We start from the raw sequence: 15,320 nt of genomic DNA, 5'->3' as shown, positions 1-15,320 counted from the left end.
ATTTAGTTTACCACTACAAATACATTGAATGCATTATGTAATATTTTAAATTGTGATATTTCTGAAATCGTTGCTTTTCAGCCGGATTGTTCTCAAGTAATAGAAGAATGAGGAAACGTTTATAGTATGTTTTTATAGGCATTGAGAGGAAGAAAATGACTAAAATAGAATATAATAATTTTGGAGAATATGAAGGGTATGTGGGAAATGAAAAAGAGTTTTGGTTTCGCAAGATTGTTTTGAATGAAGTAAAATGCCATGAAAATTTAAGAAAAATAGGAATATGTGATAATGATATTGCAAGAAGTATAAAATCCGCTACAAAATTCAAAAGGAGATTTAAGGGGATACTAACGCAGTTAAATGTACAGACAGGCATAGAAGAAGATTTGAAAAAAGGTTGCATTTTGCAATAATGTCAATTCTAAAGGGGGAGGAGACAGCGTATCTTCGAAGTCAGAATATAAAGAAGCGTTAAAAAATACCCCGAACAAATTAAAAGCCATTATTTCTTCTATGAGAAAAAATAAGATTGTTGTATGTACCTGTTCAGATATATAGGGAATTGAAAAAGGAATAGTCGAAGCAATGGACGGTAAGAGAAATGCCGGAAAGAGGAATTCAATATAATAATGGAGAAAAATATTCTTGTTTTGAATGTAATATAGAGGATAAAAGTGTATATGTGTATCAGATAAAACACCCTTCGAGAAGTTGTAAAGTAATAGAAGAGAAGTAACGTAAGAATGGGTACAAATCTATAATGAGTATATACAGCGAAAACCCGTTAACCTTTCGGCTAACGGGTTTCGTCGTTTTATTATTATCTAAAGGAATGAGAGTAAAGTGCGACATCTTGGTTTCAAGATGTGTTTTACTTTATGAGGGGGGGGGAGATAGTTGTTGTTTATCAACTATCTGACTTTAGTATAAAAGAAAAATGTGTCTAAACTATGTTAGTTTCATTAAAGAAAACGAAAATTTCTTAATTTGGAGTTAAGAAATGCTTTTTCCGCACTTTGTATAAATGCGGCAGGCATTTGCTTCTGTCTGGCGGATAACTTCTTCGGGTGAGATATCTTTTATACTGGCAATCTCTTCTACAACGTATTTAAGGTTCAATGATGAGTTACGTTTTCCTCTATTTGGAACAGGGGATAAATACGGACAATCTGTTTCAAGGACAATTCGTTCAAGGGGAATTTCTGAAACAACTTCTTTTAATTTTTTACTGTTCTTGAATGTGACAACACCACCGATACCGATGTAGAACCCCATTTTTATATATTCCTTTGCCATTTCCACTGAGTAAGAAAAGCAATGGATAATACCGTTTAAGCCTTTTGCATACTCTTTCATGATTTCCAAAGTATCCTGTGCGGCTTCACGGCTGTGAATGACAACAGGAAGATTTTTTTCTCTTGCAAGATTTAATTGTTTGATAAACCATTTTTTCTGGGTATCGCGGGACTCGTTATCCCAGTAATAATCTAAACCGATTTCCCCTACCGCAACAACTTTCTCATGGTCACACTGTTGTCTTAGCCATGTGAAAGTTTCATCGTTCAAACTTCCGACTTCGTCAGGGTGAACACCTACGGTTGCATAGATAAAAGGATATTTTTCCGCCAGTTCAATGGAATTTTGGCAGCCTTGCAAACTTGCACCGACATTTACGATTGTGCCGATGCCGTTGTCCTGCAGATGTGCCAGTAGTGTCTCTCTGTCTTCATTAAATTGCTCGTCATCATAGTGAGTGTGTGTATCAAAAATCATGTTAATCCTCCTTTATTTGTTATTTGGGGACGNNCGTCCCCAAATAACAAATACTGTGTCCCTAAATGAGAAATGCCCTGTCCCTTTTTGAGTTTTCCTGAGAAATACGTGGAAAAATTACTCGTTGGTTCTGCTTTTACTACAAGAATATAATTTTATACCATATGTGATTGCTCTTTTTTTTAAAATACTATATGAGGTATAGAATGTTGGATTTTTATAGTAAAGAAAAATTTTCTCTTAAAAAAGGGACAGGGTTATCTGAGAAAAGGGACAGGGTAAAGTTGTATCGGGGACGTAGTAAAATACAATTTTACTACGTCCCCGATATTAACAAATCTCCGCGCCGGCCGGCATCGTTTTCTCCGGTGTCATTAATGCAAGATTTCCTTCAGCATCTTCTGCACATAATAACATACCTTCAGATAATACGCCCGCTAATTTGGCAGGTTTTAAGTTGACCAGTACCATAACTTTTTTGCCAACCATTTCTTCGGCAGTATAATGTGCCTTGATTCCTGAAACAATCTGTTTTACCTGACTTCCGATTTTTACCTGAGAGCAAAGTAATTTCTTTGACTTTTTGACTTCTTCGCAGGCAATGATTTCACCAACCTGGAATTGCAATTTCATAAAGTCATCAAATGTGATTTCTTCTTTTGGTTCGATGTCAATCACATCATCTTCTTTTTCTTCCTGTACAGGCGGGTGAAGTTCCTCTACTTTTTTCATAACTTCTTCCAAATCTAATCTCTGGAATAAGATTTCCGGTTTGTCTGTTACATTTCCGCCGTTTAACTGTGCAAGGATTTTTTCTGCTGTTTCCGGCATGAAAGAAGAGAGTAATTCAGCACCTGCGGAGATGCTCTGGATTAAGTTGTAAAGTACAGTTTCCAGTCTGTCTTTTTTGTCATCTTCTTTTGCTAAAGCCCATGGCATTGTTTCGTCAATATATTTGTTGCAGCGTTTGAATAAGTTGAAGATTTCAGTGATAGCGTCTGCCACACGGAGTTTATCCATTTTTTCGTCCACTGCTTTTGGCGTGTTTTCTGTTATTGCTCTTAAGTCAGCGTCCACTTCTTCAGTTACGCCTTTGTCTGTTACATTTCCGCCAAAATATTTGTTTGTCATGGAAATTGTTCTGTTGACAAGGTTTCCTAATGTGTTTGCTAAATCTGAGTTCATGCGCTCTACCATTAATTCCCATGTGATAACACCGTCATTTTCAAATGGCATTTCATGAAGAACGAAGTAACGCACAGCGTCTACGCCAAACATATTTACAAGTTCGTCCGCATAGATAACGTTTCCTTTAGATTTACTCATTTTTCCATCGCCCTGTAATAACCATGGGTGTCCGAAAATCTGTTTCGGAAGCGGAAGGTCTAATGCCATTAAGAAGATTGGCCAGTAGATTGTGTGGAAACGGATAATGTCTTTTCCGATTAAATGTAAATCAGCAGGCCAGTTTTTGTTGAAGAACTCGTTGTTTTCTCCGTCACAGTCATATCCGATTCCGGTGATATAGTTTGTTAATGCGTCAAGCCAAACGTATACAACGTGTTTGGGATCAAAATCAACAGGGATCCCCCATTTGAAAGATGTTCTTGATACGCATAAATCCTGTAATCCCGGCAATAAGAAGTTGTTCATCATTTCATTTTTGCGGGATACCGGCTGAATAAATTCAGGGTGTGTGTTGATATGCTCGATAAGACGGTCAGCATATTTACTCATTTTGAAGAAGTAAGCCTCTTCTTGAGCCGGCTGTACTTTACGTCCGCAGTCAGGACATTTTCCGTCTACTAACTGTGATTCCGTGAAAAATGATTCGCAAGGCGTACAGTACATTCCTTCGTAGTGTCCTTTGTAAATGTCTCCCTGATCGTATAATTTTTTGAAAATTTTCTGTACCTGTTTTTCGTGATACTCATCAGTTGTACGGATAAACTTATCATAAGAAGTGTTCATCATATCTGCGATTTCTTTTACCTGAGCGGCAACGCCGTCAACAAATTCTTTTGGAGATACGCCTGCTTCTTCCGCTTTTAATTCAATTTTCTGTCCGTGTTCGTCCGTTCCTGTCTGGAAGAATACATCATATCCCTGACTTCTTTTGTATCTTGCAATTGCATCTGCAAGAACAAATTCATATGTGTTTCCAATATGTGGCTTGCCTGATGTGTAGGCAATGGCCGTTGTCATATAAAATTTTTTGTTTTCCATAATCTCTCTCCTTTTGTTTTTAAACGAAAAAAATCGCCTTCTCCAAATCCTAGAGAAGACGAGCATTACCCGTGTTACCACTTCTGTTTATCTCTGTCTCGCGACAGAAACCTCGATGGGTACGAATCCATACCCGCTCGCTGTAAAGGGCGAACCCATTATACCTTACAAACAGTATTTGCTCAGTACACCGCTCAGAAGCCATGTTCGGTTTCTTTTCACTTATCCCTCTCAGCATATCGGGAATTCTCTGTAAAGTTTACGGAAACTTACTCTTTTCGTCACTGCGTTTTCGTTATATCTGTAAAAATCGTAACATAGACCTGCTTTTTTGTCAATGATTCGGGATTAATCAGGCAGGGATAGATTGATTTTTATTGTGCCGGATATACGTAATTGGTATAATATGGGTATAAAAATATTTTTATGAGTGATTTGGGTTTAAAGGGTAAAAGGAATGATGAAATAAGGATATAAAGGAGGTATGATAAATGCAAGAGAAAAGAAGTTTAACAATTGTAACCATATCAACAATATTGTTCGGAATAATTTCAAAATGGTTGGTCGGTATACCTTATATGATGTGGGGACATTTTGATTTGCATTTTATTTTATCGCTTGTATTGTGGGTACTTTATTCAACTTCTTTATATGTTTCGTGGAAAATGGACAGCAGAAGTAATGAAAGTATGGTTAAAATAGGTCTTTATGGTCTTGGCTTTGGCATGATTGTTTCATGTATAAAAATGGGAATAGATGCAATCATTATACTAATGGTAGGGAGAACAAATAACCAAATCCTTTTAACATTTGCAATGGAAATAGGAATAGTATTGTTTGGAAGCATGATAATGATATTTTTATCTTGTATTTTACAAAAAAGAAAATCTGTATGGGATAAATCTTTAAATAAATATGCAGGTGTATTGGGCGGTACAATAGGGATTTATGCTATTGCTTTCTTTTATTTCTATTCAAAATATCAAGCATTAGCACCATACACAGATATACATTCTTTAACAGAAAGTGGGAATATCAATTTGAACATTATGTTGGGAATGGAAAGCGTAATGCAGTATAGCCGAACTTTTACAATGCTTAGTATGATTACCTATGTTATATTTTTTATCGTCTTTTGGATTATATTGCAAAAAGAAGGAGGTAGAAGTTATGAAAAAGAATAAGAAAATTTTAATCGGCAGTTTACTCGTTCTAACAGTATGTCTGTTAAGCGGTTGTAAAAAGGAAAAAGACACAGAGTTCCCGAAAGACAAACAAGGTTACCCAAAACATGATATTGTCCTCATCAATGGAAAAGAGTATAAACTGTCCGGTACGGAAAAAGAGATAGAAATGAAGTTACCGAAAGATGAAACACTTGAAATAAGTTTGCCACAGTACCAGCCGACACATTTTTGGTGTATGGAAGAAAACGTAACATTAAATGTTACGAATTATAACAAAAAAGAGATGTCTGTTCCCGAAAAGTTAGAAGGCGTAACATCAAATGTGCAGAATTTTTGCGTCAATGTTACGAAAGATAACAATGTTTCGTTTAAATGGGTCAATGTAAATGAGTGTGGAAAAACATTTGCGGAGAAAAAAGCAGATTACCTGCTCAAAATAAAAATTGTAAAATAATAGATTTCGATAGTATAACACCTTGCTTTTTTTCATACACTGTAAAAAAAGTAGGGTGAATTTTATGAAATTCTCTTTTACAAAAAAATCGAACCGAACACGTCATATTTCATTTCTCCTTGCCGTCTTACTAGCCGTTTCGCTGTTGGCAAATCATTTTATTCCAAGTTCCATTGACATCAATAAAACTTTTGAAAAGTTTACATTATCCTTATTTCAGCAGGAGGTTTCCGCAAATACAATTAATCTGCACTATACTTTACAAAATCCGGCAGAGTACGGTGTGTTGAATACTCCCGTTACTTACGGCGGTTTTTCGACAGATAAGGTATCTGCGATGGCGTCCGTGGAAAATTGTGAAAGCATATTAAAGAAATTTCCGTACAGAAAGTTATCCAAAGAAAACCGACTGACATATGACGTATTGGAATCCTATTTACAGTTGCAGAAGGAAGGGTGTAACTATCTTCTTTACGAAGAGCCGTTAAATGCAGTTACGGGCATACAGGCGCAGCTTCCGGTTTTGTTGGCGGAATATTCATTTACAAAAGAGGAAGATATAGATACATATCTGCAGTTGCTGGAAGCGACGCCGGATTATTTTGACGCGCTTATTGACTTTGAGAAGGAGAAAGCGGAAAAAGGGCTTTTTCTTTCTGATGAAGTTGCAGATTCCGTTATAGAACAATGTGAGTCTGTAGTTTCGCAGGGAAAACGGCATTATCTTTATTCTACATTTGAGAACAGGCTTGAAACGATTTCTTCTTTGTCTCAGGAGGAAAGAAAACAGTATCTTTTAGAAAATGAAAAAATGATTCAAAATCATGTGTTTCCTTCCTATGAGAAATTAATTCGAGAATTAAAAAGCATGAGAGGAAAAGGAGAAAAAATGACGGGAGTCTGTCATTTTCCTGATGGGAAAAAGTATTATCAATATATAGCGAAAAGAGAAACCGGTTCTTCTCGAAAAATTTCCGAATTGAAATCTTTAATTCAAAAACAGATGACGGAAGATTTGCTTGCAATCAGTCAGACAGGAGTGAGTACGGAAGCGTCAGCAACTGTTTTTTCTTTGCAGGATAATACACCGGAGTCTTATTTAAAAGATTTGGAGAAAAAAATTACAAAAGTTTTCCCGGCAGCGCCGGAAGTGGATACAGAAATTAAATTTGTTCCGACAGATATGGAGTCCTATTTAAGTCCTGCATTTTATTTGATTCCGTGTATTGACAATACGGAGAAAAACGTGATTTATATTAACCGCTCCCATGATATGGAAAAATTACATTTGTACACAACACTGGCACATGAGGGGTATCCGGGACATTTGTACCAGACAACATATTATGCTTCCCAAAATCCAAGTCCTATCCGTAGCCTTTTAAATTTCGGAGGATATGTGGAAGGCTGGGCAACTTATGCGGAAATGTGTTCTTATTACCTTACTCCGTTGGAGAAAAAACAGGCAGTTTTAGCACAGAAAAATAATTCACTTTTGTTGGGACTGTATGCGCGGGCGGACATTGGAATTCATTATGACGGCTGGTCTCTTCAGGATACGGTTAAATTTTTTTCAAAATACGGTATTCGTGAAGAAGAAACGATAGCGGAGATATATGAACTAATTGTTTCCACTCCGGCAAATTATTTAAAGTATTATGTAGGATATGTTGAATTTCTGGAGTTAAAAAAAGAAGTGGCAGGAAGAAAAGGGGAAGATTTTTCACAAAAGCAGTTTCACAAGGAGATACTGGATATTGGGCCGGCTCCTTTTTCCGTAGTGAGAAAGTATGTTTTGCAGGGAAAATAGCACTTCCTTTATTTTTCCTTAATAAAATTTCTATTTCTTTTATAGCTTGAACATATTTTAGACACATTTTTCCCTTATACTAAGAGTCAGATAGTTGATAAACAACTATCTCCCCCCCTCATAAAGTAAAATTTCACCTTGAGGACAACTTAAGGTGTACACTTTACTCTCATTCCTTTAAATAATGAACTAACATCAAGATGTTAACCCCAAAATAAAATGTTGATGTTAGTCAGCGAAAAGGTTGGATTTCTACAAAGTAGAAACCAACCTTTTTCGCTGTGTAAAAAAAATTAGGGATAAACGGAGGAAAAGCCGACATCTCAGATGTCGGCTGATTATGAAAAAGAAATTGAAAAGTTATAAAAAGTTTTTCTTAACTTTGAATTTAGTATATAAGAGCAATGTGTATATTTTGTGTTTTAAATTTGAACAAAATATGAAAGATTTAATTTCCTGTTGGCAAGTATGGAATTAATGCTCCCGCTACATTGCTTGCCGGCATTGTCTGTAACCATACACGACCGGGTCCGGTAATAATTGTATTGAAAAGTCCTTCGCCTCCGAACACAATATTTTTTACACCTTTTATTGTTTTAATATCCATTTGGCAGGAAGGCGTCATTGCAGCCAAATGTCCTGTGTCCACAACAATCTGCTGTCCCGGTTGTAATTCATATTCAATTACATGTCCGTCAAATTCAGCGAACATAGTTCCCTGACCGGATACTCTCTGTAAAATAAATCCTTCTCCGCCGAACAGACCGGAACCTAATTTTTTCTGAAAATGAACGGAAAGCTGTACGCCTGCTTCGGCTGCCAAAAAGGCGCTTTTCTGGAAAATCATTTCATTTCCCGGACTGATTTCAAATGCTTTTATAGAACCCGGAAAACTGGAAGCAAATGCGATTGTTCCGTTTCCACCCTGTGAGGTGTAAGTATTTTGGAACATAGATTCACCGGAAAACATTCTGCCGAATGCTTTTCCGAGACCGCCGTTTGTGCCTGTTTCCATAAGCATATTCGGTGACATCCAAGACATTGAGCCTTTTTCTGTAATCATTTTTTCCCCTGCCTCTAAATGACAGATAACAACCGGTAAAGTTTCTCCTTTGATTTGGTATTGCATAAGCATATCTCCTTTCTGGAATGAAAATTATAATCGTTTGCTTATATTATCGCTTAATGTGGCGAATTCCTGTAAAGTCAGAACTTCTCCGCGTACGCCGGCCCCTTTTCCAAGTTCTTCAATCGCCTCTGTAATCACATCTTTTGGCAGATGAATTTCAGGAGAGTTATTCAGCCCGTTGGCTAATGTTTTTCTTCTTTGGTTAAAGGACGCGCGTATAATTTTAAACATTAACTTTTCGTCCACAACGGAAATCGGAGGTTCTTTGTGTCGTTCCAGACGGATAACCGCTGAGACAACTTTAGGTCTTGGCATAAAACAGTTGGGCGGAACATTTGCGACAATGTATGGTTTCGCGTAATATTGTACGGCCAGCGATAATGCACCGTAATCTTTTGTTCCCGGTCCGACCTGCATACGTTCTGCAACTTCTTTTTGTACCATAACCGTAATACTCTCAATTGGTACGTTGCTCTCAAATAATCCCATAATAATCGGTGTTGTAATATAATATGGAAGATTTGCAACGACTTTGATCGGTCTGCCGTTGTTATGTTCCTGTGCCAAAGCACCTATATCTACTTTTAATACGTCATTGTTGATAATGGTAACATTATCAAATCCGCTCAAGGTATCGGATAAGATCGGAATAAGCGCCTTGTCGATTTCAACAGCGACAACTTCTCTTGCCGCAGAGGCGAGATACTGTGTCATTGTCCCGATGCCCGGTCCGATTTCCAATACAAAATCGTCTTTTGTAATCTCGGCGGAAGAGATGATTTTATCCAAAACATGAGTATCGATCAAAAAATTCTGTCCAAATTTCTTCTGAAAAGAAAATTGATATTTCTGCAATATTTCTATTGTATTTTGTGGATTGCCTAAAGTACATTTGGGCGTATTCATAAATTTCTATCTCCTAACATTTTTATCTTGTTACCAGTATAGCATATCATAACCTTACTGTGTGCAGGAAATTCGCTTTGTTTCAAGCCATTGATAAATGTCCTCATAGACGGTTTCCCGGTCAGTTTCATTTAAAATTTCATGACGGTCATCTTTATAAAGTTTTAGGGAAACGTCTTTTATACCGCCGTCTTTGTATTTTTGACAGACAGACGCAACACCTTTCCCAAAATCACCCACGGGATCGTCTTGCCCCGCCACGAAAAATACAGGAAGATTTTTTGGAATGCGATTAAAGTTTTGTTTCTTTGCAAGATGTTCCATTCCCCTGAACATATGATAGTAACCGTTTACCGTGAAAATAAATGTACAGCAGTCCTCACTTAAATATTTATCCACGTTTTCCGGATTGAGACTCAGCCAGTCCATCGGTGTGCGGGCGGGAGAAAATTTCTTGTTATATCCTCCGAACGCCATATTGTTTATGAAATGGCTTCGATAGCGCCAGCCTCTGAAAAACGCAATAAGTCTGCACAATATTTTTCCCGATTTTATCAGGAAAAGAGGCTGATTTCCCGTTCCCATAATAATTGCTCCGGAAAGCCCGTTTCCGTGTAAGGTGAGATACTGTCTTGCGAGAAAAGAACCCATACTGTGCCCAAGAAGAAAATAAGGAATGTCAGGGTACTTTTCCTGTGTGATTTGGCGTAACCGATGTATGTCGCCGATTACATATTCATTTCCTTTTTCCTCATGAAAATATCCCCAATCTTCGTTTGACCGTATGGATTTGCCGTGTCCTAAGTGGTCGTGTCCTACAACATAATATCCCTGTTCATTTAGAAAACGGGCAAATTCATCGTAACGCTCAATGTATTCCACCATACCGTGAGAAATCTGAAGTATGGCGGAAATACTGCCTTCGGGAATCCATTCGATTGCATGAATTTTTGTTTTTCCGTCCTGTGACGGATAATAAAAATGTTGTTTCATGAATCTTATCTGTCCTCCATGTTTATATACTCCCGATAAGGGCATAAAGGACGGTAAGCAGGACGGATAATTTTATCTACATTTTTTAACTCTTCTAAGCGGTGAGCGCTCCAGCCGACAATACGTGCAGCAGCGAAAATAGGAGTATACAGTTCTTTTGGAAGTCCGAGCATACCGTATACAAGACCACTGTAAAAGTCTACGTTTGCATTAACACCTTTGTAAATTTTACGTTTCTCACCGATGACTTCAGGAGCAAGACGCTCAACCATTTCATATAGATTGTATTCTTTTTCACGCCCTTTTTCGATGGCGAGACGCTTTACGAATCCTTTGAAAATGTCCGCTCTTGGGTCAGAAATGGAATAAATAGCATGTCCCATACCATAGATAAGACCTTTTTGGTCAAATGCTTTCTTATCTAATAAATCATTCAAATACTGACGAACGGCATCTTCATCTTCCCAGTCAGATATATGCTGTTTCATATCGTCAAACATTTGAGAAACTTTAATGTTAGCACCGCCGTGTTTCGGACCTTTTAAAGAAGCAAGCGCTGCCGCAATTGTTGAGTAAGTGTCCGTTCCGGAAGAAGTAACAACGTGTGTAGTGAATGTAGAGTTGTTACCACCACCGTGATCCATATGTAAAACAAGCGCCATGTCAAGTACGGTCGCCTCAAATTTTGTATACTGTTTGTCTTCCCGAAGCATCATCAGAATGTTTTCCGCCGTGGAAAGTTTTGGAGACGGCGCATAAATGAAAAGGTCATCTCCGCGTCTGTAATTGTAGGCGTGATAACTGTATACCATAAGCATCGGAAACTCGCTGATCAGATTCAGACACTGGCGCAAGACATTCGGAATGGAAGTGTCGTCCGCTTTCTCGTCGTAGGAATACAGATTTAAAATAGAGCGTGAAAGACTGTTCATCATATCTCTGCTCGGCGCTTTCATAATAACATCTCTGACGAAGTTAGGAGGAAGTGTTCTTCTTTCGATAAGTGTCTCGTGAAAATCACTTAACTCCTGTTGATTTGGCAGATTGCCGAACAAAAGAAGGTATGCCGCTTCCTCGAAACCGAAATGCTCCGCTTCCAAAAATCCTCGAACAAGGTCTTTGATATTGTAGCCGCGATAGTACAGATTTCCTTCACAGGGAACTTCTACACCGTCCACTTCCTTTTTGGCACAAACATCGGAAATGTTTGTAAGACCTGCGAGAACACCTTTTCCGTTTAAGTCACGAAGTCCTCGTTTTACTTCATATTTTGTATATAATTCTTTGTCGATAGCGTTATTTTGTTCGCATAGTTCGGCTAACTGCCGGATTTTCGGGGTAATTTCAAACAATACTTTGTCTATTGAATTCGCCATACATAAACTCCTTTCTCTGAAAAAATTTACTTAATTATACTAAATTGAGAATTATAATACAATTCCTAAGTGAACAAATTTTAAACTTTCTTAAGAATTTTCAAAGCTGGCTCTTAAAAAATCCATGTTAATCTTGTATACTACAAGGGAGGTGATGAAAATGTTTAATATTTTAGTATGTGATGATGACAAAGAAATTGTAGAGGCAATTGAAATTTACTTAAGACAGGAAGGATACAACGTGCTGAAAGCTTATGACGGCGAAGAGGCATTGAAAGTATTAAAAAGAGAAGAAAAAGTAGATTTATTAGTGATAGATGTAATGATGCCAAGACTTGACGGCATTCGGGCGACACTGAAAATACGTGAGGAAAACAGTTTGCCGATTATTATTTTATCCGCAAAATCAGAAGATGCGGATAAGATTTTAGGACTGAATGTAGGCGCAGATGATTATGTGACGAAACCTTTCAATCCGCTTGAGTTGGTGGCGAGGGTAAAATCACAGTTGAGAAGATACACAAAACTTGGAAGCACTGTTGTACAGAATAACAATACGGTGTATACGGTAGGAGGACTTTCCATTGATGACGATTTAAAGGAAGTAACCGTGGACGGAGAGCCTGTGAAACTTACTCCTATCGAATATAATATTTTATTATTATTAATGAAAAATCAGGGAAAAGTTTTTTCTATTGACCAGATATATGAAAGTATTTGGAATGAGGACGCGATTGGGGCAGATAATACGGTTGCGGTTCATATTCGACATATCCGGGAGAAGATTGAAATCAATCCGAAAGAACCGAGATATTTAAAAGTAGTATGGGGAGTTGGATATAAGATAGAAAAACTTTAGAAAGGGGTATTTATGAAGAAATGGTATAAATCAGCCTTTTGTAAAGGAATTTTAATATTGCTGGCAGGAATATCCGTTACGGTGCTGAGTATTTGTCTGTCAATCGGATTAGTTTATCCGGGACAGAATTATGAGGAACTGTTTACAAAAAAGACAGAGAAACATTATGAAGATGCAAGAGGATTTTCCAAACAGGTATGGAATGAAACCGGAGAACTGCTCAGATTTTTGGAGAGCAAAAATCTCCTCGAAAAAGACGGAAAAGAAGACTTAACACAGGCTGTCACAGTGGAAGACCTTAAAAATACAGGTGAACTAAAAAAGGGCGAGGGTGAATTTAGTTTTCGGCTGCAAGACTTATTAGACAGGTTAGATAGCGGTCAAAACGAAATCGTTGTCGCACAAAGGGAAGACGGAACATACCACTACATGGAATTTTCGGAATTTATCCATGCATCAAGACAAAATGAATATCTGTTTTCAAATGAGGCGGAAACAAAGAAGCAGCAGGAAGCAGCATTGAAATCAATGGAAGAGGGAATATATCTTCCGTCTGGTAAAGTACTGGATAAAGACGGTAATACGATTTATAGAGAAGTATGGTTTTATAATGAGCCGTTTGATGCGACCATAAAAACAACAGCGGGAAAAACAATGGTAGAGTTGGCGAATAACTCTGAGATATTTAACGGTTCTCTGGAACAGATGCAGGAAGCGTTAGACGCAATGAAAACGAGAGTTGCCTCTTTGAAGGAAGTATATGATTCCTATAAATCTTATTTTGCACAGGGAAATACAAACTTGTCCTATCTTTATGTGAATTATGACACAAAACAACTGGAGTCAAATCAGGAGGCTACATGGGAAAATGTTGGAAACGGATTGCCTAATATGCAGGAAATGGATAAATACGTTGTAGTCGCTCCAAAACTTGCGGATTGTTCCACAAATATGGCGAAAGACGGTGTGGCATTATCGGATTGGCAGCATATGGTACAGTCAAGTTTGAATTATCCGGAGAATTTCCGATTGATTATTTCCGTAGATACAGACTATCCGATTCAGGATTCTTTTTATAACTGGGCGGAATCTTATGAAAGATATGCTCCGTACGTAGACAGCGCCATTGTAATTGGAGCGGGAGCAGCTCTTATTTTACTGCTTTCAGTCATCTGGCTTACGGCAGTTGCGGGACGTTCCAATCAACAGGAAGAACTGGCGCTCACTCGATTTGATAAATGGAAAACAGAAATCTGGTTATGTCTGATTGGCTGTTTAGGTGCGCCGCTTGTGACGGAAGTCATCATGGCAATAGAATATTATCTGTATCAGATAAATAACTATGCGGAATCAGGGTATATGGAATCGTTGCGAAACGGAAGAATTAGCATTGCGGCATTTATGGGGATTGGCGCGGGCACATTTGCAGCAGGATTATTATTCCTTGTCGCCTACTTAAGTTTCGTCAGAAGAATTAAGGCGAGAAATTTATGGAAAAACAGTATTTGTAAATGGTTTTTACAGTCAGTTGCCTATATTTATAAAAATCGCAGCAGCATTACAAAAATTGTGTTCATCGGAAGTGGAATGCTCATTTTAAATCTGCTGATGACATCAAATTCCGGGTTCTTTATTCTTCTTGGAATTGCGGCTGATGTGTATGTGGTAATCAGAATAGCAAAGAGTAACATCGAGAAAGAAAAAATAAAAAAAGGAATTACCCGCATTGCAAACGGAGATGCGAAATATAAGATTTCTTCAGCGAAACTTTCAAAAGACAATCAGGAGATGGCAATGCAGGTCAATCGGATCGGTGAGGGTATTCAAAATGCGGTCGAGAAAAGTTTGAAGGACGAAAGACTGAAAACAGATTTGATTACAAATGTATCTCATGATATTAAGACACCGCTTACTTCCATTATTAATTATGTAGGCTTGCTGAAGCAGGAGAAATTTGATGATCCGAAAATACAGAGATATTTAGATATTTTAGATGCAAAATCTCAGAGACTGAAAACATTGACCGAAGATGTTGTCGAGGCGTCAAAAATCAGTTCGGGGAATATAAACTTAGAGTTTATTAACTTAAACCTTGTTGAAATGATACATCAGACTACGGGAGAGTTTACAGAGAAATTCGAGAAAAAGGATTTGCAGGCGGTAGTAAATATTCCGGAGGAGCCGGTTATCGTGCGTGTAGACGGGCGTCGTATGTGGAGGGTAATTGAAAATATTTACAACAATGCAGCAAAATACGCAATGCCTTCCACAAGACTTTATGTGGATATGGTGGCGAACGGTAAAATCGTTGTTCTTTCTTTGAAAAATGTTTCTGAATATCCGTTAAATATTACGGCAGATGAGCTGACGGAGAGATTTATCCGCGGAGATGTTTCAAGAAGTACGGAAGGAAGCGGACTTGGACTTTCCATCGCAAAAAACCTTACGGAAATGCAGGGTGGAAAATTCAAAATTTATATTGACGGAGATTTATTTAAAGTTACAATTACATTCCCTCAAATGCAGTCAACTGTTACAAAAGAGGGTGAAATGTAACGAAACTATAAAGAAAAGGCAAGGAATTATAAAATATTCCTTGTCTTT

The 15,320-nt window shown here is 37.7% G+C and carries 12 protein-coding genes and 1 pseudogene; 7 read left to right on the top strand and 6 right to left on the bottom strand.

Annotation, left to right across the window (positions count from 1 at the left end; all coding sequences use genetic code 11):
* Positions 1–21 precede the first annotated feature (21 nt).
* A pseudogene (locus ACYQ35_RS00565) lies at positions 22–111 on the top strand (helix-turn-helix domain-containing protein); the annotation flags it as partial.
* A gap of 44 nt (positions 112–155) precedes the next feature.
* On the top strand, positions 156–416 hold the full coding sequence (locus ACYQ35_RS00560) for a hypothetical protein (RefSeq protein WP_009462499.1): 261 nt from the start codon (positions 156–158) through the stop codon (positions 414–416).
* Positions 417–996: 580 nt separating this feature from the next.
* Here the strand turns inward: ACYQ35_RS00560 and ACYQ35_RS00555 are convergent.
* Positions 997–1,776: a TatD family hydrolase gene (locus tag ACYQ35_RS00555; protein WP_009462498.1), complete on the bottom strand. Its 780-nt coding sequence runs from the start codon at positions 1,774–1,776 to the stop codon at positions 997–999.
* Between the two features lie 330 nt (positions 1,777–2,106).
* Positions 2,107–4,068 (bottom strand): methionine--tRNA ligase, encoded by a 1,962-nt coding sequence (metG, locus tag ACYQ35_RS00550; RefSeq protein WP_459829117.1) that lies wholly within the window; start codon positions 4,066–4,068, stop codon positions 2,107–2,109.
* 425 nt (positions 4,069–4,493) lie between these two features.
* Between metG and ACYQ35_RS00545 the strand changes: the two genes are divergently transcribed.
* The 3 genes from ACYQ35_RS00545 to ACYQ35_RS00535 all read left to right on the top strand — a co-directional run bounded on the left by ACYQ35_RS00545 (position 4,494) and on the right by ACYQ35_RS00535 (position 7,453).
* Positions 4,494–5,186, top strand: a complete 693-nt coding sequence (locus tag ACYQ35_RS00545; RefSeq protein WP_459829108.1) for a hypothetical protein — start codon at positions 4,494–4,496, stop codon at positions 5,184–5,186.
* Positions 5,173–5,643 carry a hypothetical protein gene (locus ACYQ35_RS00540; protein ID WP_459829105.1) on the top strand — a complete coding sequence of 157 codons (471 nt, stop codon included), beginning with the start codon at positions 5,173–5,175 and terminating at the stop codon, positions 5,641–5,643. Before ACYQ35_RS00545 ends, ACYQ35_RS00540 begins: the two co-directional genes overlap by 14 nt.
* Before the next feature lie 64 nt (positions 5,644–5,707).
* On the top strand, positions 5,708–7,453 hold the full coding sequence (locus tag ACYQ35_RS00535; protein ID WP_459829102.1) for a DUF885 domain-containing protein: 1,746 nt from the start codon (positions 5,708–5,710) through the stop codon (positions 7,451–7,453).
* Between the two features lie 448 nt (positions 7,454–7,901).
* On the opposite strand, the gene ACYQ35_RS00530 is transcribed toward ACYQ35_RS00535, so the two are convergent.
* The 4 genes from ACYQ35_RS00530 to ACYQ35_RS00515 are packed head-to-tail and all read right to left on the bottom strand — an operon-like array spanning position 7,902 to position 11,857.
* A complete protein-coding gene (locus ACYQ35_RS00530; RefSeq protein WP_459829099.1) occupies positions 7,902–8,582 on the bottom strand; it encodes a TIGR00266 family protein in 681 nt (226 codons plus the stop codon).
* 27 nt (positions 8,583–8,609) lie between these two features.
* Positions 8,610–9,488 carry a 16S rRNA (adenine(1518)-N(6)/adenine(1519)-N(6))-dimethyltransferase RsmA gene (gene rsmA / locus ACYQ35_RS00525; RefSeq protein WP_459829096.1) on the bottom strand — a complete coding sequence of 293 codons (879 nt, stop codon included), beginning with the start codon at positions 9,486–9,488 and terminating at the stop codon, positions 8,610–8,612.
* 54 nt (positions 9,489–9,542) lie between these two features.
* Positions 9,543–10,481 (bottom strand): alpha/beta fold hydrolase, encoded by a 939-nt coding sequence (locus ACYQ35_RS00520; protein WP_009462489.1) that lies wholly within the window; start codon positions 10,479–10,481, stop codon positions 9,543–9,545.
* Between the two features lie 5 nt (positions 10,482–10,486).
* Positions 10,487–11,857, bottom strand: coding sequence for a citrate/2-methylcitrate synthase (locus ACYQ35_RS00515; protein WP_459829092.1), 1,371 nt, complete (start codon positions 11,855–11,857; stop codon positions 10,487–10,489).
* A 160-nt stretch (positions 11,858–12,017) separates the two neighbouring features.
* Between ACYQ35_RS00515 and ACYQ35_RS00510 the strand changes: the two genes are divergently transcribed.
* Positions 12,018–12,716, top strand: a complete 699-nt coding sequence (locus ACYQ35_RS00510; RefSeq protein ID WP_009462487.1) for a response regulator transcription factor — start codon at positions 12,018–12,020, stop codon at positions 12,714–12,716.
* A gap of 12 nt (positions 12,717–12,728) precedes the next feature.
* Positions 12,729–15,272, top strand: coding sequence for a sensor histidine kinase (locus ACYQ35_RS00505; RefSeq protein WP_459829089.1), 2,544 nt, complete (start codon positions 12,729–12,731; stop codon positions 15,270–15,272).
* Positions 15,273–15,320: the final 48 nt, after the last annotated feature.

Source organism: Faecalimonas hominis, assembly GCF_054660755.1.
The sequence above is the reverse complement of the archived record's forward strand: the minus strand, read 5'-3'. Positions and strand labels throughout refer to the sequence as shown.

Coding starts and splice junctions, on each gene's coding strand:
- rsmA (WP_459829096.1), bottom strand. CDS start 9,488: ATGAATACGCCCAAATGTACTTTAGGCAATCCACAAAATACAATAGAA.
- ACYQ35_RS00540 (WP_459829105.1), top strand. CDS start 5,173: ATGAAAAAGAATAAGAAAATTTTAATCGGCAGTTTACTCGTTCTAACA.
- ACYQ35_RS00505 (WP_459829089.1), top strand. CDS start 12,729: ATGAAGAAATGGTATAAATCAGCCTTTTGTAAAGGAATTTTAATATTG.
- ACYQ35_RS00535 (WP_459829102.1), top strand. CDS start 5,708: ATGAAATTCTCTTTTACAAAAAAATCGAACCGAACACGTCATATTTCA.
- ACYQ35_RS00530 (WP_459829099.1), bottom strand. CDS start 8,582: ATGCAATACCAAATCAAAGGAGAAACTTTACCGGTTGTTATCTGTCAT.
- ACYQ35_RS00515 (WP_459829092.1), bottom strand. CDS start 11,857: ATGGCGAATTCAATAGACAAAGTATTGTTTGAAATTACCCCGAAAATC.
- ACYQ35_RS00560 (WP_009462499.1), top strand. CDS start 156: ATGACTAAAATAGAATATAATAATTTTGGAGAATATGAAGGGTATGTG.
- ACYQ35_RS00555 (WP_009462498.1), bottom strand. CDS start 1,776: ATGATTTTTGATACACACACTCACTATGATGACGAGCAATTTAATGAA.
- ACYQ35_RS00545 (WP_459829108.1), top strand. CDS start 4,494: ATGCAAGAGAAAAGAAGTTTAACAATTGTAACCATATCAACAATATTG.
- metG (WP_459829117.1), bottom strand. CDS start 4,068: ATGCTCGTCTTCTCTAGGATTTGGAGAAGGCGATTTTTTTCGTTTAAA.
- ACYQ35_RS00520 (WP_009462489.1), bottom strand. CDS start 10,481: ATGAAACAACATTTTTATTATCCGTCACAGGACGGAAAAACAAAAATT.
- ACYQ35_RS00510 (WP_009462487.1), top strand. CDS start 12,018: ATGTTTAATATTTTAGTATGTGATGATGACAAAGAAATTGTAGAGGCA.